Source organism: Nocardia rhamnosiphila NBRC 108938 (assembly GCF_000720425.1).
Lineage (GTDB): Bacteria > Actinomycetota > Actinomycetes > Mycobacteriales > Mycobacteriaceae > Nocardia > Nocardia rhamnosiphila.
Map to the genome: position 1 here is coordinate 30,981 of NZ_JOAJ01000008.1, position 24,887 is coordinate 55,867.

Consider the following 24,887-nt stretch of genomic DNA (forward strand, 5'->3'; position numbering starts at 1 on the left):
TAGCCTTACGGTGTAACTTCAGGTTAGGCTAACCTAATGGGCACGAAGCAATGGGGCGAAGGGGTCATCGTCACCGGAGCCGCAGGGGGGATCGGTGCGGCAATCGCCGCCGAACTCGCCGGCGATTCCGCGAATATCGCACTGTGGGACCGGGATTCCCGGGTACACGAGATCGCGGCCCGGCTCGGGCGCCGGCACGAGGACACCGGCGTGACCTCCGCCGAAGTCGATATCAGTGACGCGGCAGCGGTCGCCGAAGCCTTCGACAAAGAGCTCGCCGAACGCGGCACACCCCGGGTGGTCGTCCACGCCGCCGGCGCGATGATCGGCGGCTCCGCCCTGGACACCTCCCCGGAGGAATGGCAGCGCTGTGTGGCCGTCAACGCGGGCGGCGCCGTGTACGTGGCCCAGCGCGCCGCCCGCGAAATGGTCGCGGCCGGAACCGGATCCATCGTGGTCGTCTCCTCCAACTCCGCCACGGTCCCCCGGGTGAACCTCGCCGCCTACGGCGCCGCGAAGGCCGCGGCCACGGCGTTCACCCGCTCGCTCGCGCTTCAGGTGGCGCCGCACGGGGTGCGGGTCAACCTGGTCTCCCCGGGTTCCACCGATACCCCGATGCTGCGCGGAATGTACGCGGACTCCGACGAGAACGGTCTCGGCGAGGCCGGACGGGGCAGCCTCCTCGACGGCGATCCCGAGAACTACCGGCTGGGCATCCCGTTGCGGCGGATCGCCGATCCCGCCGATATCGCCGCCGCCGTCCGCTTCCTGGTCTCCGATGCCGCGCGCCACATCACCATGCACGACCTGCGGGTCGACGGCGGCGCAACGCTGGATATGTGACACGAGAGGATGATCATCATCAACGCCGAGAACCCCGCGCATTCAGCGGATCCCGCCTTTGTCCTGTCCCGGCCGCAGCGCACCGTGACCGCGTCTGCCGGCGGGCGTGTCTTCCACAGCCCCGCCGAGGCCGTCGCGCAGCTGCGTGCGCGCCGGGTCTCCCATATCGTCGGCGCGCTGCCGTTCACCCCCGGTGCGCCGGCCGCGCTATGGGCACCCGACACCATCTCGGTGACCGACGGCCCCCGCACCACCCGGCCGGTCACCGCACCCGATATCACTGTCACCGAACACCTTCCGGAGCCGGAGGAACATCTGCGCCGGGTGGGCGCCGCGGTGCGGCTGCTGGCCGATCCCGCCCAGCCGCTGCGCAAGGTCGTCCTCGCCCGGGCGCTGCGGGCCCGGGCCGATCGGACCGTGCGCGCCGCCCACCTGCTGGATCTGCTGGTCTCCACCGACCCCGCCGGTAACGGCTACCTGGTGGACCTGTCCGCGGCCGGTGGTCTGTTCACCGGCCGCCACCTGGTGGGTTCCAGTCCGGAGATTCTGGTGCGGCGGATCGGTACCGAGGTCACCAGCCATCCGCTCGCGGGTTCGGCCCGGCGGGTGCCGGAAAACTCGCTGGCCGATCGGATCGCCGCCGAGACATTGCTCGGTTCGGCGAAGGATCAGCATGAGCACGGCTTCGTGGTGGACCATGTGGCCGGAGTGCTGCGCGACCGATGCACCGATGTGCGCACGCCCGCCCGCCCCGATCTGACCGAGACACCGGCCATGTGGCATCTCGGCACCACCATCGACGCGACCGTCCCGGTGGCCGGACCGTCGGCGCTGGAACTGGCCGCCGCGCTGCATCCGACCCCGGCGATCTGCGGTACCCCCACCGCGGCGGCCGCCCGGCTGATCGCCGAACTCGAAGGTGAGCGCGGTTTCTATGCCGGCGCGGTCGGCTGGTGCGACGCCGAGGGCAACGGGGAATGGATGGTCAGCATCCGCTGCGCCGAACTCGCCGCCGACAACCGGACCCTGGTGGCCTACGCCGGTGGCGGCATCGTCGCGGAATCCGATCCCGAGGACGAACTGGCCGAGACCACCGGGAAATTGCAGCGGGTCCTCGGACCGCTGGGCGTGGCCGGCCGCCCGGCGGCGGTGCCCTGACCTATCACCTTCCCCCACTGCGCCCGGGCCCGCGGCCTTCCAGAAGGTCGCGGGCCACAAGAGATGAGGAGTTCTGGACATGGCCATGCAGCCGATCGCACCCTATGCGATGCCGCCGTTGGACGACGAGATCACCAACAGAGTGGCCTGGAGACTCGATCCCGATCGTGCCGCCCTGCTGATCCACGACATGCAGAACTACTTCCTCACTGCCTATCAGCTCGATCGCGACCCCGCCCGGACGATGATCGACAATATCGTCCGGCTCCGCGATCGGTGCCACGAGCTGGGCATACCGGTGATCTACAGTATGCAGCCGGGTGATCAGCATCCCGACCGGCGCGGCCTGCTCGCCGATTTCTGGGGCACCGGAATGTCGGACGGTCCGGATACCGAGGTCATCGCCGAACTGACGCCGCACGAGCAGGACATCCAGGTCACCAAATGGCGCTATTCGGCGTTCCAGCGCACGGATCTGCGGCAATTGCTCGGCTACCGTAACCGGGACCAGCTCGTGGTCACCGGCGTGTACGCCCATATGGGCTGCATGCTCAGTGCGGCGGAGGCGTTCATGAACGATATCGCCGCGTTCCTGGCGCACGACGCGGTGGCCGATTTCAGTCGTGAAGAACATCTGATCGCCTCCAAGTACACCGCCCGCCGCTGCGGCATGGTGCTCGGTACCGACGAGATGCTGAACCAGTTGCAGCCCTCGGTGGTGGCTTCGGGGGCCTGACCCGAGCCGGCGCGTCCGGCGCCGCCCGGCCCGTGTGGCCGGGCGGCGGCCGGGCGTTCAGTGCGTCCCGCCCAGTTCTCCGGACCGGCGCCAGGATTCGCGTTCGACCGCGAAAGCGGCCGACTGCCGGATACGGAACGATTCGATGGACTCCGCGTCCCGGGCGAGGAACCGCCGGTGCTCCGCCAGCCGGAATTCACCCGGGCCGGTGCGCAATTCGCCACGGCCGGCGGCGATATCGCCCCGGAGGTCGAGGAGTTCCGCCGCGCTCACCGGATACCAGCGGATTCGGTCGAAGAAGCGCAGCAGCCAGGGGGTTTCGATATCGGTGCGCCGGCTCCACACCTGCGTGGTGCGGCCGACGAACTGGTATCCGCCCGGGCCCTCCATTCCGTAGATGCACAGGTAGGCGCCGCCGATACCGACCGCGTTCTCCGGGGTCCAGGTCCGGGCCGGGTTGTATTTGGTGGTGACCAGCCGGTGTCGGGGGTCGATCGGGGTGGCCAGCGGCGCACCGAGGTAGACGTCCCCCAACCCCAGTACCAGGTACTCGGCGGCGAACACGGTATCGAAGACATCGCCGACGGTATCGAGTCCGTTCATCCGCCGGATGAACTCGATATTCCACGGGCACCACGGTGCGTCGGCGCGCACACCGTGCATATAGCGGGTGATCGCCTCCCGGGTCGCCGGATCGTCCCAGGACAGCGGCAGATCCACCGTACGGCTGGGGACGACCAGGTCCTCGGCGGCCGGTAGGGCGGCCTCCGCCTCGACCAGCAGATCCAGGGCCGCACCGATACGCAGCGTGCGCGGTTCGACCCGGACCTGGAGCGAACGGACGCCCGGCGTGAGTTCGGTGATGCCCCGTTCACCGCGGTCGCGCAGGTGCTCGTGCAATGCGTGGACGCGGGCACGTAATTCGAGGTCCAGGGTCATGGCGCCGTATTCGACGAGGATTCCGTCGTCACCCGCGCGACGGTAGGTCACCGGGGTGCCGTCTGCGGTTTCCCCGTGCCGCAGGATTCCGTCGTCGCCGTCGCCGCCGGTGGACAGCACGATCGGCCAGCCCGCCCGGCGCGCGGGGCCCAGTTCGGCCGGTGACGCGGCCCGCTCCGCGCGCACCGGGACGAAACGTACCCGGTCACCCGGGCACAACTGACCGAGCTTCCACAGGTCGGCGGCGGTCACCGTCACCGGGCAGACGAAGCCGCCGAGGCTCGGCCCGTCGGGTCCGAGCAGGATGGGGGTGTCGCCGGTGAAGTCGAGCGCGCCCACGCTGTAGGCGGTGTCGTGGATATTCGACGGATGCAGTCCGGCCTCGCCACCGTCCGGGCGGGCCCAGCGGGGTTTGGGGCCGACGAGCCGGACCCCGGTGCGGTCGGAGTTGAAATGCACCTCGTAGACAGTGGCGAGCAACGTTTCGATATCCGCGCGGGTGAAGAATTCGGGCGCTCCGTGCGGACCCTCGGTGACGGCGAGTTCCCAGTCGCGGGTCAGCACGGGTTGCTCGCCGCCGGGTACCGCGCCGGCCGGCGGACTCGGCGCGGGGCCGACCGGGAGAACATCCGCGGCGGCCAGTGCGCGCCCGGCCACACCGCCGAAGCGCCCGAGGGTGAATGTGGCGCTGCTGCCGAGATACTCGGTGAGTGCCAGTCCGCCGGAAACCAGCACATAGCAGCGCATCCCGGGGCCGCGGATCGTGCCGATATCGAGAACCTGCCCGGCGGGGACGAATACCGGCCGCCACAGCGGCACCGGCTGCCCGCCCACCGTCACCGTGACAGGTGCGCCGGTCACGCACACCCAGGTGGGCTCGGCGAATCGTAATGCCGGACCGGCCATGGTGCATTCGAGCCCGGCCGCGCCCTCGGGATTGCCCAGTGCGCGGTTGCCGAGCCGGAACGACAGATCGTCCATGGGACCCGACGGCGGTACGCCGACATGCCAGTAGCCGGTCCGGCCCGGCCAGTCCTGCACGGTGGTGAGCAGACCCGGGCGTTCGACCACCGCGTGCCGGGTGGTGGTCACCGCGGCGGGCGGCGGGGCGAGCGTCACCGGGGCGGTCACCGGGTCACCACCATGCGTACGGGGGTGGGCTCGAATCCGTTGCAGGGGTTGTTGATCTGGGGACAGTTGGACACCAGCACCAGGGTGTCGATCTCGGCGCGCAGCGAGACCGCCTTGCCCGGTGCGGACCGGCCGTCGACGATACCGAGCGTGCCGTCCGCCTCCACCGGAACGTTCATGAACCAGTTGATATTGGACACCAGATCCCGTTTGCCCATATCCCATTTCGCCGCCTCGGCCAGGAAATTCTCCACGCAGGCGTGCTGGTGGCGGGTGTGCTGGCCGTAGCGCAGCGTATTGGACTCCTGGGAACAGGCTCCGGCGATGGTGTCGTGGTTGCCGACCTCGTCGGCGAGCACGGTCATGAGCGCGGTGCCCCGGTCGGTGCGCAGCACACTGCCGGTGGTGAGGAAGATATTGCGCTGCGCGGTGACCGTGGCCTGGGCGCTGTAGCGGTCGGTGTGGTCGGCCGCGGCGTACAGCAGGCAGTCGACGGCCTGGTTGCCGTGCAGATCGATGATGTCGAGACGGTGCCCTGCCCGTACCACCGCCGACCACGGTGCGCAGGCCGGGACCACGTCGTCGAGCACGACGGTCGCTGCCGGGGTAGCGATGTTCATATCCACTCCTGTCGGGTGCGGGCGGCCGACCACGCCGCTTCGGTGTTCCGGACGGCGCGCAGGTATTCCGGGTCGCTGTTCGCGGCGGCCGCGACGGCGCGGTCGCCCGGCCAGGCGACCAGATCGAGGTCGGTGACCGGGGCGTCGTCGAGGGGGTGCGCGGCGGCAGCTATCAGGACGATCACCGGCATGTGGACGATCAGATCGATGTAGGCGCCCGCACCGGCCGAGCCGGTGGCAGTGAGGGCGCCGTCGCCGGCCACCCGCACACCGCGGAAGAACGAGAGGGTGGCGCCGATATCGCGCGGGGTCAGCCCGTGTTTCGCGGCCGCGCGTTTTAGGAGCAGCCGGCCTTCGGGAGTGGGCCCGCAGAGCGCATCGTGGTGGCCGGAGGTGTCGGCGACCACGGTGGCCAGCAGCCGGCCCTGATCGGACAGCAGTGGGTGCCCGGCACCGAGGTAGGCCTGCCAGGGCACTTTCACGGTGTCGGCGACATTGAGACGTTCCCATGGCGCGTCCGCGCGCAGCAGGAACAGGTGCGCGCAGGCCGCCCCGTGCGGGTCGGCCAGTCGCAGCCGGGTGCCGCGTCCGAGCACGGTGCCGGTGTAGCCGCCGGGTGGTAGCCGGACGGTCCAGGTGGTCGCGTCGAGCGGGACCCCGTCGGGGAGTACGGGGGTGGCCGCGCTTGCCGATGCCTGGGCGCGGGCGTGTGCGCGGGCTCCGGTCGTCGAAGCGGTGGTGGGTGTCATGATCTTTCCTTGCTCGTCGGGTCCGGCGGGTGGGCCGGCCGTGCCGGGTGACCGATTCGGAAGTGGGGCAGCGGGACCCGGGCCGGTTCGGGGGCGGATGGCCGGTCAGCCGTGCTGGACAACGGGTTCCGGCGTCGGCAGTGGCGGAATATCCCCCGGCACCGCGGACTTTCCGGTCGGCTCACGCAACCGCTGTACGGCGAGGGTGCCGAGGAAGGCCAGCAGGGAGGCGAGGAAGCCGAAGAAGGTGGGCCAGCCGTCGAAGCCCGGGCCGATCAGTGAATTGTCGATATGGAGAACGGTGTTCGGTACCCCGTACATGGTGGGCGTGAGCACGAACAGGACCAGCCGGACACCGAGCCCGGCCACCATGGCCGCGACCGCGGCGGTGGTGGTGATCCGCGAGCTGAGGTGGGCCGCGACGAACGGGACGATCAGAGCGGCCAGCATCAGGTCGAATGCCAGGGTGAGCAGAATGCCGGTTTGCGGTACTTCGACCGCGAAGAAGATCGCCACCGCGACCACCGGGATCATGGTGAGCCGCACATCCCGCAGCAGGGTGTCACGCCCGGCGGCATCGGTCCGGTCGGTGCGCCCGGCGATATTCCGGGTCGCCACCGAGGCGGTGCCCAGGATGGCGCCGTTGGCGGTGGAGCACGATGCCGCCACGATCGCCGACAACACCAGGATCGCCAGACCCGCCGGGGCGTGTTCGTCCAGCAGGGTCAGCAACCGCGGGCCTGATCCGTCACCGACGAGATCGGTGGTGGCCAGGGCGACCAGTGCGTAGGGGATACCGACCACGGCGGTTCCGGCCGCGCCCACGAAGCAGGCCCGGCGGGCGATCTCGGGGGAGCGGGCCGAGAAGATGCGCTGCATGAAATCGATGGCGACGATATCGCCGATGCCGAGGGCGATCAGCGTCGCCCAGTTCACTACGGCGCCTTCGGAACTGTTACCGAGCTGTCCGACGTCGAACGGCCCCATACCCTCGGGGATGTCGAGGCCGTAGGTCGATCCCACCCAGATGAGCAGGGCGAGCGACCCGATCACGGTGATCACCATCTGGGCGAGTGCGGTGTAGGCGTCGCTGAACATGCCGCCGGTGACGGTGTAGGTCAGCACGATCGCCACGATCAGCAGGACCCCGGCGGTGTAGGGGATACCGAGAAAGCGTTCGAAGAGGAAGCCGCCGGCGACGAGGTTGCCCGCCAGCAGGATGCAGAAGCTGAAGATCATCAGGATCGAGGCGCTGAATTCCACACCGCGGCCGTATTTGATCCGGTAGAAGTCCGGCAGGGTCAGCAGGCCCATCCGGTTCATCGGCTTGGCGAAGAAGAGCCCGGTGAGCAGCAGGCACAGGCCCAGACCCAGCGGTAGCGACGCCCCGGCCCAGAAGCCGACCGAACCGGCCAGGTCCGTATTGCCGAGGGTGGCGTTGGAGTCGACCGCCTGGCCCATCAGGCCCGCCGCGACCAGCGGTAGACCCAGCGATCGGCCGGCGACCAGGAAGTTGACGCTGTCACCGTCGACCTTGCGGGCGACCAGTAGGCCGATGCCGATGACCGCGAGCACACTGATCGCGATTCCGAGAATGATCATGGCCGGGGCCCTTCATCCGACACGAATATCTATCGGTTGAAAGGTTCCTCGTATCCCGCGACATGGTGGTGACGGCGATGTATCCGTATCGCGGCCGTGCGTAACGTCTGCGTTGCCCATATTTCTATCGAATGACAGAAATCTCCCCGCGGTGCCGAACCGCTGGTCGGCGACAATGGAGCCATGACCCAACTCGGTCCGGGCCGCCCGCGTCTCGCGCCGCGCCGCCGCCAGGGGCAGACTCCGCGTGCCGAAATCCTCGACGCCGCCGCCGAACTGTTCACCACCCACGGGTACGGAAGTACCTCGACCCGGGCCATCGCCGAGGCGGTCGGTATCCGCCAGGCTTCGCTGTATCACCACTTCGCGGCCAAGGACGACATCCTCGACGCGCTGCTCGGTGAAACCATCGCGGGCGCGGCCGAACTCGCGATGCGCCTGGAGCGGCGACCGGAGCCGGCCGCGGTCCGGCTGTACGCGCTGGCCCGATTCGATATCGGCCAGCTGTGCGACGCGCGCTGGAATATCGGTGCGCTGTACTTCCTGCCGGAGTTGCGCGGGGATCGGTTCGCCGGGTTCCGGTCCCGCCGCGACACTCTGCGCGCGAGCTACGAAGGGCTGGCCGCGCGGGTGGTGGCGGGGCTGGACACGAACGGGGTGCCCGAAGCGCAGACCCTCCCGTTCCGGTTGGTGGAGACGGTGATCACTATCCGCTCGGACGCCGGCGGGGTGCCCGAGGAGGTGCGGCAGGCGATCGCCGCCGCGGTGCTGCGAGTGCTCGGCTGGGACGGCGATCCGGCCGGCGTCCGGGAAGCGGCCGGGGTCCTCGCTCGGGAGCTGCGGGTGTGAACCGCCCAGGGTCGGGCCCTTCACGCGATCGCAAAACTAGAACGTGTTGTAATTCTGGGACAGGGGTCCGCGTGAGAGGAGCCGATGGGCGTGTTCGCGTTCTTCACCAGGGAGGGTGAGCAGTACCTGCCCACCCGTATAGCCATGTCCAGCTGGAGCCCGACCCAGGTGGGCGGGCCGGCGATCTGCGGGCTGCTGACGCGCGAGCTGGAGACGCGATCGCCGGGCGAGGAGTTCGTCCCCGCCCGGGTGACCGTGGACCTGTTCCGCCCGGTCGTCGACGAGCCGGCCACGCTGCGCAGCGTGGTGGTCCGGGAGGGCAAACGCATCTGCGTCGCGGACGCCGAACTGGTGCAGCGCGGGGAGGTGCGGTCGCGGGCGACCGTGGTGTACCTGCGCACCGGCGAGGTGCCCGGCGGTGACCTGTGGCAGCCGTCGCACGACTTTCCGGTGCCCGGGACCCCCGATGCCTCGGAAGCGGGCGCGCACCCGCTGTTCAAGAGTGGTGACGGCGCCTGGACCCGCGATTTCGCGGCCACGCAGAACGCCGAGCGCAAGGCGATCTGGCAGAACATGCTGCCGGTGGTCGCCGGGGAGCCGGTGACGCCGTTGCAGCGGGCGGGGATGGCCGGGGACGCCGCGAGCCTCATGTGCAATTGGGGCACCGAGGGGATCGGCTATATCAACTCCGACGTCACACTGACGCTTGCCCGGGTGCCGTCCGGCCCGGGTATCGGGGTGCTGGCGCAGGATCAGGTCGCCTATGCGGGTGTCGCGGTCGGCACCACCACCCTCTACGACCGGAGCGGCCCGCTGGGGACGGCCGTGGTGACGGCGCTCTCCAATGTGCGCCGCCAGGTCGATATGCGGCGTTACTGATATCGGTGGCGGCCCGCCGCGCCTAGGACCGGGGCTCGGTGTGGGAGGGCCGCGGCCAGGGTCGCGCTTCCCGGGCCTCGAGATCGGTGTTGAATCGTTCCAGGTAGGCGGCGAAGGTCTGTACGTCCTCGCTGCTCCAGCCGCGCAGGAGCCGGTCGAGGGCGTTGATGTTGTAGTCGCGATCGGCCAGGACCCGGCGTTCGCCCTCGTCGGTGATCCGGAACTTGCGGGCCAGGCCGCCCGCGGGATCGGGAATGCGCTCCACCAGGCCGGCTTTCAGCATGGCCGCGGTCTGCCGGTGCACGGTCGAGGTGTCCAGGCCGAAGGCCTCGCTGAGTTCGCCGATGGACATGGGTCCCTCGATCCGCAGCCGGCGCAGCACCAGATAGGCACTGCGCTCGAGGTGGTCCGGGCGGCGCAGATGGGCATTGAGGCTGTGCCGGCCCAGGAGCATGGTCTCGAATTCGATCAGATGCGTGGGTTTGTCCATGGCGGGTGTCCTGCTCGTACTCGGATGCCGTGGCGGCGCGGCGGGCGTCCCGCCAGTCGTTATACCACGCGGCCGGGAGTGTCTTGCATCCTACACATTGTATGTAGAGTGCAATTGCCGTGGACTGTGCCCCGGCCGCCGTCAGTCGCCGGCCACGGCCCGCCGGAACCGGCGTTCGAGGAAGAACCGCGCGGCCCGGGCCACCGAGTCCAGCACCGGTTCGGGTTTCCAGCCGAGTTCCCGTTCGGCCTTGCCGTGGTCGAGCCGGGACATGACGTGCATCAGGTTCACCGAGGTCACCGTGAACCGGCTGTCCCGGCCGCGTAGCCGCGCCGCGGCCGAGGCGATACCGGCGGCGGGGTACAGCAGGGGCAGTGGGACGGCCGCCCGGGGCGGCTCCCGGCCGGCCGCATGGGCGGCGGCGGTGAGCAGTTCGGTATTGGTGAGGAAGCGGTCGGAGACGATATAGCGTTCGCCGGGCCGTCCGGCCGTGCCCGCCAGGATCAAGGCCCGGGCCGCGTCCTCGATCCCCACCGATTCCGATCCGGTGCCGGCGAAGCGGAACGGGAGTCTGCCGAGCGCGGCGGCGGCCACGAAGGAGCCGTGCGGTGTCGGTTGCCAGTCGCCGGGGCCGTAGGTGTTCGCGACGCACATCGCCACCGCGGGCAGTCCGCGTTCGGTCGCGTAGCGCAGTACCAGATTTTCCGCCTCGACCCGGGAGCGCACGTATGGGCCGCCGAGGCGGGGCCAGTCGAACGCGACGGTCTCGTCGGCGACGCCGCCCGGCCGGCGTCCGATGGTGGCGGCGGAACTGGTGAAGACGAACCGCCGCGGTCCGGTGGCGCAGGCGGCGTCGAGTACATGGCGCAGTCCGGCGATATTGGTCCGGAAGAGGGGTTCGGGATCGCGTATCCAGGCCCGGGTGTCCACCGCGCAGTGATAGATCTCGTCGCAGTCGCGCATGGCGGTGCGCAGCGCGTGATCGTCGAACAGGTCACCGTAGTGGATCTCCACCGGCAGGTCCGCGATGGCACGGAGATCGCTGGTACGGCGTACCAGGACGCGCACGGGCGCTCCTGTCGCCGCCAGTTGGCGGGTCAGGTGCGAGCCGAGAAACCCCGAGGCTCCCACCACCAGTTTCGCCGGGTCCGCCATACCGGTGCGCCTCCTGATCGGTTCGTCGGTCCGGGTACGAGTGTCGCAGGGCCGGGCAATTTCTGTACAGAAAACCGGTCGAACGTCTGTACTTGAGTTCGGACAGTTGTCCGAATCGTTGATCCGGGCCGTATCCGGCGGCCGCCGGGGAGGGCGCGGTGCCCGCTGTTCACGTGTTCGACGCAGCGTTCGAATCGGGGGCGAGTACGGTTTTTTCCGGAACATCCGGTTCGGCGGCGTGGTCGCGGTGCGCGGAAGGGCCGGGTAACGGCTGGTCCGCGTGATCCCGCGACCTCGGTGCCGGACGCACGTGCGATCTGAAAGGACTCGTCCATGGCGATCGACACCGGCGGGAAATCCGCGACGCGTAACAGCGGCGTGCCGGGCTCGAGCAGACACAGACCGGTGGGCCGTGGCCTCGACTGGCTGGTCTTCGGCATCACCTCGGTCGGATCCGTGGTCTTCGTACTCTGGGGGATCTTCGACCAGGACAGTTTGGCCGGCTTCGCGTCGAACGCCCAGTCCTGGGTGATCACCAATACCGGCTGGCTGTTCGTCCTCGTGGCCACCTCTTTCGTGGTCTACGTGATCTGGCTGGCGCTGAGCCGGTACGGCAAGATCCCGCTCGGCGCCGACGACGAACAACCGGAGTTCCGGACGGTCTCCTGGATCGCCATGATGTTCAGCGCCGGTATGGGGATCGGCCTCATGTTCTGGGGTGTCGCCGAGCCGCTGACCCATTTCACCGCCCCGCCGCCGGGTACCGCCGAGGCGGGTAGCCCGCAGGCCGCCGAGGTCGCGATGGCGACCACGCTGTTCCACTGGACGCTGCACCCGTGGGCCATCTACGCCGTCGCCGGTCTGGCCATCGCCTACGGCACGTTCCGGCGTGGCCGGTCGCAGCTGTTCTCGTCGGTGTTCCGGCCCCTGCTCGGCCGGCACGCCGAGGGCCTGGGCGGTAAGGCGATCGATGTGATGGCCATCTTCGCCACCCTTTTCGGTTCGGCGGCCTCGCTCGGCCTGGGCGCGTTGCAGATCGGGGCCGGGTTCGAGTTCAACGGCTGGGTGGACGCCGTCGGCAAGATCGGCCTGGTGGCGGTGATCACCGGACTCACCGTCGCGTTCATCCTGTCCGCGGTCTCCGGCGTCGCCCGCGGTATCCAGTGGTTGTCGAATATCAACATGGTGCTCGCGGTGATCCTGGCGGCTTTCGTCTTCATTGCCGGGCCCACCCTGTTCATGCTGAACTTCCTGCCCACCGCGGTCGGTGACTACATCGCCGAGCTACCGACCATGGCCTCGCGTACCGGAATAGCCGGCGGCGAGGCAATGGAGACGTGGCTGTCCAGTTGGACCATCTTCTACTGGGCGTGGTGGATCTCCTGGACCCCCTTCGTCGGGATGTTCATCGCGCGGATCAGCCGGGGCCGCACCATCCGGCAGTTCGTGGCGGGTGTCCTGCTGGTGCCCAGCATGGTGAGCCTGGTCTGGTTCGCGATCTTCGGCGGCGCGGCCATCCGTCAGCAGACCGATACCCACGACCTCACCGAGACCGACGGCAGCGTGAACCCCGACTTCGCACTCTTCCACCTGCTCGGGGAGTATCCGCTGACCTCGATCACCACCGTGCTGGTGATGATCCTGGTGGGTATCTTCTTCGTCTCCGGCGCGGATGCCGCCTCGATCGTCATGGGCACCCTGTCGGAGCGGGGCAGTATCGAACCGTCCCGGCTCACCGTGATCTTCTGGGGTACCGCTACCGGTGCGGTCGCCGCGATCATGCTGGTGATCGCCGATTCGAGCGATCTCGGTGGCGCGTTGACCGGTTTGCAGGCACTCACCACCGTGGTATCGCTGCCGTTCATGGTGGTGATGGTGCTGATGTGCGTCTCGCTCTACCGCGATGTCCGCAGCGATCCACTCATCGTGCGGGCGAATCTGGGCGTCGAACTGGTGGAGGGCGCGGTGCTGCAGGGCGTGGCCAAGCACGAGGGCGAGTTCGAACTCGTCACCTCGCCCATCGAGGTCGTGGACGGGGAGCCGGTGGTGGAGGGCGACCGGTGACCCGATAGCGCCGGCCCGGTCCGCGCCGCCGCGCGGACCGGGTTCAGCGCAGGTGCCCCCGGAAGTCCAGGCAGGCGCGGCCGGGCACCGCCGGGCGGTGGGCGCGGGGTGCGCTGTTCTGGGTCGCCTCGATGTAGATGCTCAGGCCGGTGCCGATCTTGCCGGCCAGGGCCTCGAGCTGATCCGGGGTGAGGGACTCGCCGAAAGCCGCCGCGGCGAGGAGTCGTTCGCGTACCTGTTCGAGGTTGAGCCGGGCGAACGGGATGGGGGCGAGGTCGGGCATGCGGGTAACCGTACCGGAGTTCGAACATATTTTCGATAGATGTGGCGAGCTTCGTAGGACGCCCTGCGAGCGAAGGTCTCCGGGTGCGGCAGGGTCTGCGCCGGACCCGGCGGCCCGGCGGACGCGTCGGCTCACCCGCCCCGGGTCGGAGTGGGTCGATCGCCCGTTCGGTCGTGGTCCGCAGCCGGTGGCCCGGTGAACGCGCCGCCGCGTGCGGCCAGTGCCGCGGCTGCCGCCGCCCGGTCGGGGAGTTGCGGGTCGGGTGGGGTGCGTAGCAGCGTCAGCTGGTGATAGACCGGCGCGGTGGCCGCGATCAGTACGGCGCGGGCGTCGACGCCGGGAGCCAGTTCGCCACGGCGCACGGCTCGTTCGACCACGATCTCGGACTGGGCGTATCGGTTCTCCCACAACTGCCGGAGGGCGCGAGCGGCCTCCTCGGAACGGAACGAGACCGCGATCAGCGCCGCCGCGATCGACGGTTCCTCGAGAAGCGAGTCCTGGACCTCCCGGTTGAGCGCGGCCAGATCCCCCCGCAGGGAGCCGGTATCGCGTGGATGCCAATCGATATCGGCGGCCGCGGCGAAGACGTCGGTGATCAGGCCGCCGACGTCGCGCCAGCGGCGGTAGACGGTGGTGCGGTGGACGCCCGCGCGGGCGGCGACGGTGTCCACGGTGAGTGCGTCGTACCCGTGCTCGGTCAGTTCCGCGTGCACGGCTTCCAGGACCTGAGCGCGGATACGCGCGGTGCGGCCGCCCGGTCGCGGCGCCGGGCGCGGGGCTTCGGCCGCGGGGGGTGGAGAAGTCATTTCGATCATCCGGTTGCTCTGGGGGGCGGGCTGTGGCACCATGCTAATGCAACAGTCGTCGCAATAGTGAGGTCGCCGATGCTCATTCGAAGCGTTCACCCCGTCCTGCGGTCCCCCGGGGTCGCGTCGTACTCGAATGCTTCGGAGAGTGTCCATGCCCACGCAGATCACCGCGCTCGCGGTCATCAAGTCCTTCCACGGCCGGCGCGTTCTCGATGAGGTGACGTGTTCGCTCGCCGCGGGCGAGCGCACCGGCATCATCGGTGAGAACGGATCCGGTAAGTCCACCCTGCTGCGCCTGTTCGCCGGGCGGGAGCGGCCCGACGCCGGCGAGATCGTCGTCCAGGCCGACGGCGGCGTCGGCTATCTCGCCCAGGACGAGCAGCTGCCGCCGGAGACGACCGTCCAGCAGGTCATCGACCGGGCCCTGAGCGAGCTGCGCGCGATCGAGGGCCGGATGCGTGCCCTGGAGGCCGCCATGGCGGCCGGCGACGAGTCCGGATTCGCCGAATACGGCGAATTGACAACAGTGTTCGAACTGCGCGGCGGGTACGACGCCGATGCCCGGGTGGAGCGTGCCCTGCACGGCCTCGGCCTGGGTCTGGTCGCCCGCGACCGTAGGGTCGGCGGGCTCTCCGGCGGCGAACAGGTCCGGCTGCGCCTGGCGGCGGTACTGGCGGCGGGGTCGGAGGTACTGCTGCTCGACGAGCCCACCAATCACCTCGACGACGACGCCCTGACCTGGTTGGAGGACCATCTGCGTACCCGTCGCGGCACCACGGTGACGGTCTCCCACGACCGGGTCTTCCTCGAGCGGGTCGCGACCTCCCTGCTGGAGGTCGACGCGGACCGGCGGTGTGTGATCCGGTACGGCAACGGCTACGCGGGCTTCCGCGCCGAGAAGGCCGCGGCGCGGCAGCGGTGGGTCCAGGCCCACGAACAATGGCAGACCGATATCGAGCGGCTGCGCGAAACCGCCGCCACCACGGCCCGCCGGGTCGCCCCGGGCCGGGCCATGAAGGACAACAACAAGATGGCCTACGACCGGGCGGGCGGCCGGGTACAGCAGTCGCTGGCCGGGCGGGTCCGCAATGCCGAGGAACGATTGCGTCGCCTGCTGGCCGACCCGGTGCCGCCGCCCCCGCAACCGTTGCGCTTCACCCCCGTGCTGCGGTCCGGCGGTACGCCCGGCACCGTGCTCGACGCCACCGGAATCACGGTCGCCGGCCGGCTGGACCCGACGAGCCTCACCCTCGCCACCGGAGACCGCCTGCTGATCACCGGCCCGAACGGCGCGGGCAAGTCCACGCTGCTGCGGGTGCTGGCCGGGGCCCTCGTACCGGACGGCGGCACCGTCGTCCGCCGCGGCCGGGTCGGCTATCTCGCGCAGGAACCGCCGCCCGCCGAGCCGGGGGAGACGCTGACGGCCGCCTTCGCCCGCGGCCGCGCCGGTGACCTCGAAGGGCACACCGAACGACTCATGGCCCTGGGCCTGTTCGGTCGCGCACAGCTGACGACCCGCGTCGCGGAGCTGTCCACCGGGCAACGGCAGCGCTTGGCCCTGGCGCGGCTGGTCGTGGAACCGTTCGACGTGCTGCTGCTCGACGAGCCCACCAATCACCTGTCACCCGGGCTGGTGGAGGAAATGGAAACCGCGCTGGCCGATTACCGGGGCGCACTGGTGATCGTCAGCCACGACCGCCGGCTGCGCGCGCATTGGCACGGTGACCGGCTCACATTGCGGGCGACGGTACCCGTCTGACCCTCGCCGACACCGGCACACCCACGTATCGAAGGAGTTCCGCTGTGCCCGCCGACCCCGTAACGCTTCCCGCCGACCCCACCGTGCTGCACCCCATGCCCGGGCAGCCGCGTGTGGTCCTGCTGAAACCGCTGATCAGCTCACCGCTGATCGAGGCCGGGGAGTTCTCCTACTACGACGACCCCGACGACCCGACCGCGTTCGAAACCCGCAATGTGCTCTACCACTACGGGCCGGAGAAACTGATCATCGGGAAGTTCTGCGCGCTGGCCACCGGCGTGCGGTTCATCATGAACGGCGCCAACCATCGCATGGACGGTCCGTCGACATTCCCGTTTCCGACCATGGGCGGTGGATGGGCGACCCATATCGATCTGCTGAGCGAGCTGCCGAACCGGGGCGATACCGTCCTCGGCAACGACGTCTGGATCGGTAACGGCGTGACGGTCCTGCCCGGTGTGCGGATCGGCCACGGCGCGATCGTCGGCACCGGCGCGGTGGTCACCGGCGATGTTCCCGACTATGGCATCGTCGGCGGTAATCCGGCCCGCCTCATCCGCACCCGCTACGCGGCGCCCGATATCGCCCGGCTGCTGGAGGTGGCCTGGTGGGACTGGCCCGTCGAACACATCACCCGGCATGTGCGCGCGATCATGGCGGGCAGTATCGCCGATCTCGAAGCCGCCGGCACGGAACCGAAATGAGTGGAACCACTGTGCCTTCTCGTCCCGCCCATATCGCGATGGTCGGTATCCCGATCGTCAGTCACGTGCTACCGAGCCTCGCGATCATCGGTGAACTGGTGGCCCGGGGTCATCGCGTCACCTACGCCAACGACCCGGTGGTGGCCGATCTGATCACCGCCACCGGCGCCGAATTCGTCCCGTGCACGTCCGGGCTTCCGGTCGCCGACGACAACTGGCCCGACGACCCGATCGCCGCGATGGACCTTTTCCTCGACGATGCCGTCGCGGCCCTTCCGCAGTTGTCGGCGGCCTACGGGGACGAGCCCGCCGACCTGTACATGTACGACATCGGCGCGTACGCCGCCCGCGCGCTCGCCGAAGCGCAGGGCCGTCCCGTCCTGCAGTTGTCCCCGACATTCGTGGGCTGGGACGGGTACGAGCAGGACGTCGCGGCACACCTGCGGCAACTGCCGGGTGCCGACGCCCACCGGACCCGATTCGCGCGGTGGCTCGCCGAGTGCGGTGCGGTGACCACCGAGGTGGACGCCTTCTCCGGTCTGCCCGACCGGGCCCTGGCGCTGATACCCCGGGCAATGCAACCGCATGCCGACCGGGTGGATACCGGAAAGGTGACCTTCGTCGGGCCCTGTTTCGGCCCGGACGGGTCCGACGGCGGCTGGGTGCGTCCGGCCGCGGCGGACAAGGTCCTGCTGATCTCGCTGGGTTCGGCCTACACCTACCGGCCCGAGTTCTATCGTCGTTGTCTGCGTGCCTTCGGCGACCTGCCCGGCTGGCATATCGTGCTGCAGATCGGAAAGCACACCGACCCCGGAGAACTCGGTGAGATCCCGGCCGATGTCGAAGTGCACTCCTGGGTCCCGCAGCGGGTGATCCTGGACCGGGCGGACGCGTTTCTCACCCATGCCGGTATGGGTGGTTGCGGCGAAGGGCTGCTGGCCGGTGTCCCGATGATCGCCGTACCGCAGGCCGCCGAACAGTTCCTCAATGCCGACCGCCTGGTGGAATTGGGCGTGGCCCGCCGAATCGACACCGACGAAGCCACTCCCGAGAGCCTGCGCGCGGCGCTGATCGACCTCGTCGGGGACGCCGGGGTGGCCGACCGGTCGGCGCGACTGCGTGCCGAGGCGCGGAACGAAGGCGGCACGGTGCGGGCCGCCGATCTGATCGAGGCCCTGCTGGGCTGACGTCAGCCGATCACGGCGTTCATGATCGTGCCCGCACTGGTCGCGATGACACCACCGATCATGGCTCCGGCCACCATCTTCGGGGACTCCAGACCGCCGCCGGACCATTTCTCCCAGGCGAACTTGCCGCCGGCGTAGATGATCGCGCAGATCCCGGCGAGCAGCACGAACCAGGTGAGATACCTGACCAGCTGCAGGAATTTGTCCGAGATGGGGGGTGCTTCGGGTGTGGGGTTACCGATTTGCGCCAGCGTATCGGTCACGGCGGCCAGTATCATCTCGCAGCTCACTCTGGTTTCGGGGTGGGCGGGAACGCTAACGCATCGTAACCGCTCGCCGGGTGGTGTGCAGTAATCCCAGGTCCGGGCAGGTGTTCGGGTCACCAGCGGTTATAGCGTGAAAGTCGCTGCGCGGCAAGAACTTGCGTCGTACCGGTATCGGTCTGGATGATGGAGGCGGGGCCGTGCGCCCCGGACGGTCTCGGCGAGGGAGCAGACGGTGAGCAGCATCGCGGCGTCGGTTGTGGACGCAGTAACGGTATACGCACAGGTCAGCGACCCTACCCCGGAGCCGCCGCCGCTGGCGGACAAGATCGATCAGTTCGTCCGGTACGGCACCTGGCTGGCCATTCTGTCGGGCACGGTCAGCATCATCTTCGCGGGGGCCAAGTTCGCTTGGGAGAAGTGGTCGGGTAGCGGTATGGAGTCGCCGAAGATGGTGGCCGGAGCCATGATCGGCGGCGTCGTCGCCACCAGTGCGGGCACCATCATGAATACGGTTCTCGCCATCTGAGAGCGGCCGCGCCGACCGCATCCGCTACGTTCCAGCTATCTCCGCGTATCCTGCTCGCAGTCCGTCGACAGCGATGAGCAGGGAGAGTGCGAATGCGCGAAGTGCCCGCCGCGGCAGCCGGAGACATGACGCAGCCGGTGGGAGACCGGTTCCGCATGACCCGGCGGTCGATGCTGGGTCTCGTCGCCGTCACCGGTCTGGCAGCCTGCGGGGGTGAGGACTCCGGTACCGAGGTTCCGCCGTCGGGCACCCCGGCCGCCCGGCGCGAGGTGGCGGCCGACGCCTATATCTTCGGCTACCCGATGATCCTGATCGATACGTTCCGCCGACGCGCACTGGACTACGTATCCACGAATCGGTTTCAGCACACCTCCTCCCTGCCGCCCGCGAGCCAGCGCACAGTGGTCCGGATCGACCTGGACAACCTGTATTCGGTGGCCTGGCTGGATCTGCGCAAGGAACCGGTGCTGTTCGAGGTACCGGAGATCCCGGACCGGTACTGGGTGATGCAGGTCCTCGACGCCTGGTCCAATACGGTGTCCACGCCGAGCAGTGTGCGTCCGGAGGCCGAGCCCGGCGCGGTAGCGCCCTATACCTACGCGGTCACGGGACCGGGCTGGGCCGGGGAACTCCCGGCCGGTGTCGTGCACCTCCCGGTGCCGACCGCGGATGCCTGGCTCTACGGGCGGATCGAAGTGCGTGGTAGCGCGGACGTTCCCGCCGTGCGCGCGTTGCAGGCCCAGCTCCGGCTGGCGCCACTCAGCGCGTGGAACACGCGAGCCGCCACGGAATCCGAGTCGATACCGGGTAACCAGGACTGGTCGGAACCGGTGGGCCGTGATTCGGTCGCCGCGATGTCGTCGCGCGAATACTTCGACCGCCTGTGCGAGCTGATGCAGGACAACCCGCCGGCCCCGGAGGACGAACCGGCGATGTGGCGCTTCGCCACCATCGGCATTCGCCCGGGCGGGTCCCCGGAAGGCGTGAGCACCGGCGAACTCGACGCGGGTGTCGACGCGGCGAAGAAGAAGATAGCCGCCTACGTCGATCCGGCGTCCCGGATGCGCGACGGGTGGCTGGTGGCGCTGAACGTCGGCCGGTACGGCACCAATTATCTGCTGCGCGCCACGACCGCCAGAAGGGGTGTCGGCGCGAATATCGCCGAGGCCATGCTCTATCCCGCACTGTTCGACGAGGCCGACGAGAACGGTGACCCGCGGGAGTTCACCCTGCGATTCGAACCCGGCCAGGCGCCCCCGGTGAAAGCGTTCTGGTCGATCACCGCCTACGGGGCCGACGCCTACCTGGTGCCGAACCCGGCGGACCTGCACACCATCGGGCATCCGGTGGCGCCGCGGTTCGGGCCCGACGGTGCGCTGGAGTTCGCGGTGCAGGCCGCCGATCCCGGCCCCGGCTTTCCGCGATCCAACTGGCTGCCGATTCCCGAGCAGGGCCAGTTCTCCCTGATCATGCGGCTGTACGAGCCGGAACCCCGGGTGCTGGACGGCAACTGGTCGCCGCCGCCGCTGGTGTCCTAGACGTCCGGCCCCGCCGCGATCAGATATTGGCCCCTTTGGTGCGATTACAGCCGCGGCACAGGATCTGCAGATTGGCCGCGCTGGTGGCGCCGCCGCGGCTGAGCGGGATCACGTGGTCGAATTCCAGATAGTGGCTGTCCCCGCATTCCACGCAGCGGCCGCCGTCGCGCTGCCACACCTCCGCTTTCACCTCCTGCGGGATACTGCGGGAGTCCCGTTGGCCCGGGGCCAGGACCAGTCGTTTCGCAATCCGCAGCGCGCCCTCCAGTGCGGCCGCGAGGTATTCCGGGTCGGTGACGGCGAAGGTGGCACCACCGCGTGCCGACGTGGCCGCGACCACCACGGCGTCGTATTCGGCGGCCACCGAGACGATCCGCGACCACGGCAGCTCGACACCCGCCCCCGCGCCCACGAAACGCAGCTTCTTGGTGCTCACGATCAACCGGCCGTCGGTGTGCTTGGGTCCGCGGGCCAGCTCCCTGATATGGGTCGCGTCGATATCGAGGTAGACCAGCTCCTCGGCGTCCAGGTGCAGGCCGGGGGTGGCGATCGCGGGCAGATCGCCCTCCCGTAACCGCGAGAGCGCGCGTCCGCGTGCCATCCGCGACCGCAGTTCATCGATCAGGGGGCCACTCAGGCCGAGTTCGGTGACGGCGTATTCGACCTCGTCGAATTCCTCGGCGGTGATCTGCCCGTCGGCGAACGCGAAGGCGACCCGGCGCTCCACGTACTGCAACGCCGCGGGTTGCAGTGCGGCGCGGGCCGCGGCCGCGTCGATGCGCTGGTAGCGCAGGGAAGCCCACAGTGCCTCCCATTCCGGGCCGCGCGGCCCGGACGAGGTGAGCAACCGGGCCGCCCGGGTGTGCCAGTGGATGAGGAATTCCTCGGTCTCCGCCGCGCAGGACGAGCACGGGTGATGACCGCCCAGGACGCGGCGCCGCCGGCGCGCGCCGCAGCGGTCGCAGTCGTGGGCGTGCGGTCGCGCGGCCGGACGCCGGTCGGCGGTCCAGCGTTCCCCGTCCCACCAGCGCAGACGAGCCGGATCCTCGGGGTCGCGGTACCAGTCGGCGCGGTCGGAGCCGGGAGGCGGGGGCAGGCGTACCGGCTCGGTGGTGGCGAGCCGGCGCAGCGTGACCGTGCCGGGGAACTGCCGGGTGGGCTGCGGCTCGGCGAAACGGTCCCAGGGCGCGGCGGGAGCCGCGGCGGGCGGGTTCTCGTCGAGGCGGTAGTGGACGTTGCCCGGATGTGTTCCGGGGGATGTGGTGCGGGCGCCGTTCCCGGCGCCGGTGGTCCGGCCGGGCCCACGGGAGGCCGCCCGGTCACCGGCCGGGTCGTCGGCCGCGACACCGGTGCGGTGATGCCCGGGCTCGGCGGGGCGGTCGAGGACCGCGGTATTCCGGTCCCCGGCCGGGGACGCGGCCGGTCGCAGGAGTTCCGTGGCGTCCTCGGCCGCCGGCCGGGCCGGGCTCTCGTCGCGGCGCGCCGGCGGGGTGGCCTGTCGCGCCGCGGGACCTTCGTCGACCTGAATGCCGAACTCGGTGATCAAGCCCGCCATTCCGGCGGCCCAGCCCTGGCCGACGGCCCGGAACCGCCAGCCGCCGTCCCGGCGGTAGAACTCGCCGAACATCATGGCCGAGACCGATTCCGAATCGTCGAGGGTGAATACCGCGACCGGGCCGTCCACCGCGAAGACCGTGAGCGTGACCTCGCCGAGATCGGTGAAGGTCGCCTCCTCGAGCGAGCCCGACACCACGATGCGGTCCACCTCGGCCTCCGTGCGCGGCAGCGAAACGCTCAACCGCGCCGTGCCCGGATCGGGGTCCTGGTCGAGGGTGACGGCCTGGGAGATATGGCGGGGTGCGTTGTAGAAGACCAGATCCCGGTCGCCGCGCACCGACCCGTCGCTGCCCAGCAGCAGGGCGTGCGCGTCCACCGTATGGTCCGACCGCCAGGAAATCACCACGGCCAGAAGCGATGTCGGTATCGGCGTATTGGCGCCCTTGCTCAGTTCCATCGTCGTCGAACTATGCCATGTGCCGCCGACACGCCCGCAGGTGTGCAGGTCGTAGCGGTTTTCGTCATCGATGCGGCAGAGTTGTCGCATGACCGATCCGGGGCAGCCGGGGGACAAGCGGCCGGGCGCGCGACGAGTCCCCACACCCGCCGATGTGCTCGCCGCCGCGCAGACCGCGGTGGACGCCGCGCAGTCCGCGGCCGGCCAGGCCCTGGAGGCCGCCCAGCTGACCGCCGGCCAGGCCTTCGACGCCGCGGTACGGCTTCCCCCGGCGTCCGCGCAGCTCGCCGCGCAACTGCCCGATGTGCTGGAGAACCTGTCCAGTGCCATCGACCGGCTCAATGCCACGATCGACCGGCTCGACCGCACCCTGGCCCTCGCCGACCCCGCGTTCGCCGCCTACGATCGGTTGCTGCCGCGGCTGGAGGCGATGATCGCACTGGGGGAGGATCTGTTCGGCGCGCTGGCCCGGTTGCCCGGTGTCGGCCGGCTCGGCCGGATGGCCGGATTCACCGCGGCCGAACCTCCGGAACCGGAACCCGAACCGAAGAAACGGTCCCGGCGCCGGCCCTGAGCGCTCAGGCCGAGTCGAACGCCCGGCCGTTGTAGGGGGTGTCGTGGGCGGTGCGATCGTGGACGGGCCGTACCTGCACCTCGGCGTCGTCGAAGGTGATCTGCGCGTTCTTGTTCGCACTGAGCAGGATAAGTACCAGTTGGTCGGCGATCCGTTCGGCGGCCTCCCCGCTGGGGTACCGTCCCAGGACCCGGACACTCGGTCCGACGGTGCCGCTGCCCCGGTCGTAGTCCCATTGCCCGTTGCCGGTCGCCACCGCCAGCCGGGCCACGACGTCGACGCCGCCCGGACCGTCGTGTGGGCCGCGTTCACGCACCGATTCCGTGCCGATCTCGATGATCTGGTCGGCCCGAAGCCAGTCCCCACCATGTGTTCTCACCCAGAGCTGTGCCATCGCTCCATTGTCGCGCTGTTCGCCGGATCGGGCCGCTCGTTTCCGATGGCCCGCAATACTTCTCGGCCGCCCGCGGCGCTCATCCGGCCGTGGTGACCTCGGTGGCCGGTGCGGCGGCGCCGACCGGCCCGGTGGCCAGGGCCCGGTACACCGCCGCGGCCTTGAGCAGCATCTCGTCGTATTCCGCGTCGGCCACCGAGTCCAGCACGATGGCTCCACCGGCACCGATCTGCCAGGTTCCGCCGTAGCGCACCGCGGTGCGGATGACGATATTGAGGTCGGCCGTACCCCCGAGTCCCAGGAAACCGATCGTCCCCGAATACACCCCGCGCGCCCGGGTTTCGAGGGTGTCGATGATCTGCATGGTGCGGATCTTGGGCGCCCCCGTCATGGAACCCCCGGGGAAGCAGGCGCGCAGGCAGTCGACGACCCCGGTATCGGCGCGCAGGATGCCGCGTACGGTCGAAACCAGCTGGTGCAGGGTCGAATAGGTTTCGGTGACCAGCAGTTCGCGCACCCGCACACTGCCGATCTCGCAGACCCGGCCCAGATCGTTGCGCAGCAGGTCCACGATCATCACGTTCTCGGCCCGGGTCTTCGGGTCCTCGGTCAGCGCGCGGCGCAGTCGTTCGTCCACGATCGGATCGGGGTCGCGGCGGGCGGTGCCCTTGATCGGTTTCGTCTCGACCGTCCGATCACGGGCGATCTTCAGAAAGCGTTCGGGGGACGAGCAGGCGATCTCCAGCTCGCCGAACCGCAGGTAGGCCGAGTAGGGAGCGGGATTGGCCCGGCGCAGCGTGCGGTAGACGTCGAGTCCGCCGGACGTGGCGGGAAAGACGAGCTGGTCGGTCAGCGTGATTTCGTACGATTCACCGGCCCGCAGCGCGGCCCGGCAGTCGGCGATATCGCGCAGGTAGCGCGCCCGGCCGCGGACCAGGTGTTCCTCCAGACCGGCGGTATCGCCCGCCGTGGTGATCGGGGGCGGGTTCGACCAGGTCGGCAGTGTCTCCAGGATCGCCGCGGTGGTGCGCAGCCAGGTCCGGGCCGCGGCGCGGCCGGAATCGTCGGCCAGTGCGAGCAGATATGTGCGGCCGGCGAGATGGTCGACGACCACCACCCGGTCGGCGAAGATCCATTGGGCGTCGGGCGCCGGGGCGCGGTGCGCCGCGGACCCGCCGCAATCGGCCTTGACCTCGTAACCCAGGTACCCCACGTAGCCCCCCGCGAAATCGAACGGGAAGTCTTCCGGTAGCGGGACCGGCCTGGTCCGCAATGCTTCGGCCAGATGATCCAGGATGGTGCCCCGGACCTCGCGGACGCCGTCGGCGGTTCGGACGGTGACCGTACCGCTGCCGACCCGGTAGCCGATCACCTCGGCCAGTGGGCCGGAGGCGTCGCCGAGGAACGAGAAGCGGTCCATCCCCGGTTCCACGTGTTCGCTGTCGAGCCAGAAGGCGGCGGGCGAGGCGCCGTACAACCGCAGGAAGGCGGCCTCGGTGTCGACGGCCCGCTCGAGTACGCGGTGCTGGAGGGTCACGGAGAAAGACATCGTGGACCGAACCCTACGCCGCGGGCGGGTGTCAAACTGTTGTCGGTTGCCTGCAGTTCATTCGGCCGG

The 24,887-nt window shown here is 69.7% G+C and carries 24 protein-coding genes; 12 read left to right on the forward strand and 12 right to left on the reverse strand.

The features are described 5' to 3' along the window. Positions 1 to 36: 36 nt before the first annotated feature. The 3 genes from IG75_RS0124495 to IG75_RS0124505 all read left to right on the forward strand — a co-directional run bounded on the left by IG75_RS0124495 (position 37) and on the right by IG75_RS0124505 (position 2,737). Positions 37 to 843, forward strand: coding sequence for a 2,3-dihydro-2,3-dihydroxybenzoate dehydrogenase (locus tag IG75_RS0124495; RefSeq protein ID WP_030524083.1), 807 nt, complete (start codon positions 37 to 39; stop codon positions 841 to 843). Between the two features lie 9 nt (positions 844 to 852). Then, positions 853 to 2,001, forward strand: a complete 1,149-nt coding sequence (locus tag IG75_RS0124500) for an isochorismate synthase (protein ID WP_030524082.1) — start codon at positions 853 to 855, stop codon at positions 1,999 to 2,001. Between the two features lie 79 nt (positions 2,002 to 2,080). After that, positions 2,081 to 2,737, forward strand: a complete 657-nt coding sequence (locus IG75_RS0124505) for an isochorismatase family protein (RefSeq protein ID WP_030524081.1) — start codon at positions 2,081 to 2,083, stop codon at positions 2,735 to 2,737. A 57-nt stretch (positions 2,738 to 2,794) separates the two neighbouring features. On the opposite strand, the gene IG75_RS0124510 is transcribed toward IG75_RS0124505, so the two are convergent. The 4 genes from IG75_RS0124510 to IG75_RS0124525 form a co-directional block, all read right to left on the reverse strand. Then, entirely contained in the window at positions 2,795 to 4,768 is a 1,974-nt protein-coding gene (locus tag IG75_RS0124510; RefSeq protein WP_245713230.1) for a 5-oxoprolinase/urea amidolyase family protein, read from the reverse strand. A 35-nt stretch (positions 4,769 to 4,803) separates the two neighbouring features. Further along, positions 4,804 to 5,427 (reverse strand): urea amidolyase associated protein UAAP2, encoded by a 624-nt coding sequence (locus tag IG75_RS40405; RefSeq protein WP_030524079.1) that lies wholly within the window; start codon positions 5,425 to 5,427, stop codon positions 4,804 to 4,806. Further along, on the reverse strand, positions 5,424 to 6,176 hold the full coding sequence (locus tag IG75_RS0124520; RefSeq protein WP_030524078.1) for a DUF1989 domain-containing protein: 753 nt from the start codon (positions 6,174 to 6,176) through the stop codon (positions 5,424 to 5,426). The genes IG75_RS40405 and IG75_RS0124520 overlap by 4 nt, the downstream gene beginning before the upstream one ends. Before the next feature lie 105 nt (positions 6,177 to 6,281). Continuing rightward, complete coding sequence (locus tag IG75_RS0124525; RefSeq protein ID WP_051714892.1) at positions 6,282 to 7,778, reverse strand: high affinity choline transporter 1; 1,497 nt, start codon at positions 7,776 to 7,778, stop codon at positions 6,282 to 6,284. A gap of 183 nt (positions 7,779 to 7,961) precedes the next feature. Here IG75_RS0124525 and IG75_RS0124530 point away from each other — a divergent pair, with 183 nt between their 5' ends. Continuing rightward, the gene (locus IG75_RS0124530) at positions 7,962 to 8,627 is read left to right on the forward strand and encodes a TetR/AcrR family transcriptional regulator (protein WP_030524076.1); all 666 of its coding nucleotides are present in this window, start codon (positions 7,962 to 7,964) and stop codon (positions 8,625 to 8,627) included. An 84-nt stretch (positions 8,628 to 8,711) separates the two neighbouring features. After that, positions 8,712 to 9,506, forward strand: a complete 795-nt coding sequence (locus IG75_RS0124535; RefSeq protein WP_030524075.1) for an acyl-CoA thioesterase domain-containing protein — start codon at positions 8,712 to 8,714, stop codon at positions 9,504 to 9,506. 22 nt (positions 9,507 to 9,528) lie between these two features. Here IG75_RS0124535 and IG75_RS0124540 read toward each other — a convergent pair whose 3' ends face one another. Together IG75_RS0124540 and IG75_RS0124545 are read right to left on the reverse strand one after the other, a co-directional pair. Then, entirely contained in the window at positions 9,529 to 9,996 is a 468-nt protein-coding gene (locus tag IG75_RS0124540; RefSeq protein WP_030524074.1) for a MarR family winged helix-turn-helix transcriptional regulator, read from the reverse strand. A 141-nt stretch (positions 9,997 to 10,137) separates the two neighbouring features. Further along, positions 10,138 to 11,151: an NAD-dependent epimerase/dehydratase family protein gene (locus IG75_RS0124545; RefSeq protein ID WP_030524073.1), complete on the reverse strand. Its 1,014-nt coding sequence runs from the start codon at positions 11,149 to 11,151 to the stop codon at positions 10,138 to 10,140. Between the two features lie 333 nt (positions 11,152 to 11,484). Here IG75_RS0124545 and IG75_RS0124550 point away from each other — a divergent pair, with 333 nt between their 5' ends. Next, positions 11,485 to 13,215 carry a BCCT family transporter gene (locus tag IG75_RS0124550; protein ID WP_051714894.1) on the forward strand — a complete coding sequence of 577 codons (1,731 nt, stop codon included), beginning with the start codon at positions 11,485 to 11,487 and terminating at the stop codon, positions 13,213 to 13,215. 43 nt (positions 13,216 to 13,258) lie between these two features. Here IG75_RS0124550 and IG75_RS0124555 read toward each other — a convergent pair whose 3' ends face one another. Together IG75_RS0124555 and IG75_RS0124560 are read right to left on the reverse strand one after the other, a co-directional pair. Further along, positions 13,259 to 13,498 (reverse strand): DUF6374 family protein, encoded by a 240-nt coding sequence (locus IG75_RS0124555; protein ID WP_030524071.1) that lies wholly within the window; start codon positions 13,496 to 13,498, stop codon positions 13,259 to 13,261. Positions 13,499 to 13,629: 131 nt separating this feature from the next. Beyond that, positions 13,630 to 14,304, reverse strand: coding sequence for a TetR/AcrR family transcriptional regulator (locus IG75_RS0124560; RefSeq protein WP_210436849.1), 675 nt, complete (start codon positions 14,302 to 14,304; stop codon positions 13,630 to 13,632). Positions 14,305 to 14,458: 154 nt separating this feature from the next. On the opposite strand from IG75_RS0124560, the gene abc-f reads away from it, so the two are divergent. From abc-f to IG75_RS0124575, 3 genes are all read left to right on the forward strand, one after another. After that, positions 14,459 to 16,066 (forward strand): ribosomal protection-like ABC-F family protein, encoded by a 1,608-nt coding sequence (gene abc-f / locus IG75_RS0124565; protein WP_030524069.1) that lies wholly within the window; start codon positions 14,459 to 14,461, stop codon positions 16,064 to 16,066. A gap of 95 nt (positions 16,067 to 16,161) precedes the next feature. Then, positions 16,162 to 16,770 carry a CatB-related O-acetyltransferase gene (locus IG75_RS0124570; protein ID WP_051714935.1) on the forward strand — a complete coding sequence of 203 codons (609 nt, stop codon included), beginning with the start codon at positions 16,162 to 16,164 and terminating at the stop codon, positions 16,768 to 16,770. After that, positions 16,767 to 17,957, forward strand: a complete 1,191-nt coding sequence (locus IG75_RS0124575) for a macrolide family glycosyltransferase (protein WP_063834192.1) — start codon at positions 16,767 to 16,769, stop codon at positions 17,955 to 17,957. The genes IG75_RS0124570 and IG75_RS0124575 overlap by 4 nt, the downstream gene beginning before the upstream one ends. Before the next feature lie 2 nt (positions 17,958 to 17,959). On the opposite strand, the gene IG75_RS0124580 is transcribed toward IG75_RS0124575, so the two are convergent. Continuing rightward, positions 17,960 to 18,235: a hypothetical protein gene (locus IG75_RS0124580; protein ID WP_030524066.1), complete on the reverse strand. Its 276-nt coding sequence runs from the start codon at positions 18,233 to 18,235 to the stop codon at positions 17,960 to 17,962. A gap of 220 nt (positions 18,236 to 18,455) precedes the next feature. Between IG75_RS0124580 and IG75_RS0124585 the strand changes: the two genes are divergently transcribed. After that, on the forward strand, positions 18,456 to 18,749 hold the full coding sequence (locus IG75_RS0124585; protein ID WP_030524065.1) for a hypothetical protein: 294 nt from the start codon (positions 18,456 to 18,458) through the stop codon (positions 18,747 to 18,749). A gap of 92 nt (positions 18,750 to 18,841) precedes the next feature. After that, entirely contained in the window at positions 18,842 to 20,287 is a 1,446-nt protein-coding gene (locus IG75_RS0124590) for a DUF1254 domain-containing protein (protein WP_245713221.1), read from the forward strand. A 19-nt stretch (positions 20,288 to 20,306) separates the two neighbouring features. Here IG75_RS0124590 and IG75_RS0124595 read toward each other — a convergent pair whose 3' ends face one another. Next, a complete protein-coding gene (locus IG75_RS0124595; RefSeq protein WP_245713220.1) occupies positions 20,307 to 22,391 on the reverse strand; it encodes a TerD family protein in 2,085 nt (694 codons plus the stop codon). Here IG75_RS0124595 and IG75_RS0124600 point away from each other — a divergent pair. Continuing rightward, positions 22,390 to 22,875 carry a hypothetical protein gene (locus IG75_RS0124600; protein ID WP_051714895.1) on the forward strand — a complete coding sequence of 162 codons (486 nt, stop codon included), beginning with the start codon at positions 22,390 to 22,392 and terminating at the stop codon, positions 22,873 to 22,875. The two genes, IG75_RS0124595 and IG75_RS0124600, sit on opposite strands and share 2 nt — an antisense overlap. A gap of 4 nt (positions 22,876 to 22,879) precedes the next feature. Here IG75_RS0124600 and IG75_RS0124605 read toward each other — a convergent pair whose 3' ends face one another. Both IG75_RS0124605 and pabB read right to left on the reverse strand, forming a co-directional pair. Beyond that, positions 22,880 to 23,269 carry a hypothetical protein gene (locus tag IG75_RS0124605; protein WP_030524061.1) on the reverse strand — a complete coding sequence of 130 codons (390 nt, stop codon included), beginning with the start codon at positions 23,267 to 23,269 and terminating at the stop codon, positions 22,880 to 22,882. A 79-nt stretch (positions 23,270 to 23,348) separates the two neighbouring features. Next, positions 23,349 to 24,818 carry an aminodeoxychorismate synthase component I gene (gene pabB / locus IG75_RS0124610; protein ID WP_081877141.1) on the reverse strand — a complete coding sequence of 490 codons (1,470 nt, stop codon included), beginning with the start codon at positions 24,816 to 24,818 and terminating at the stop codon, positions 23,349 to 23,351. Positions 24,819 to 24,887: the final 69 nt, after the last annotated feature.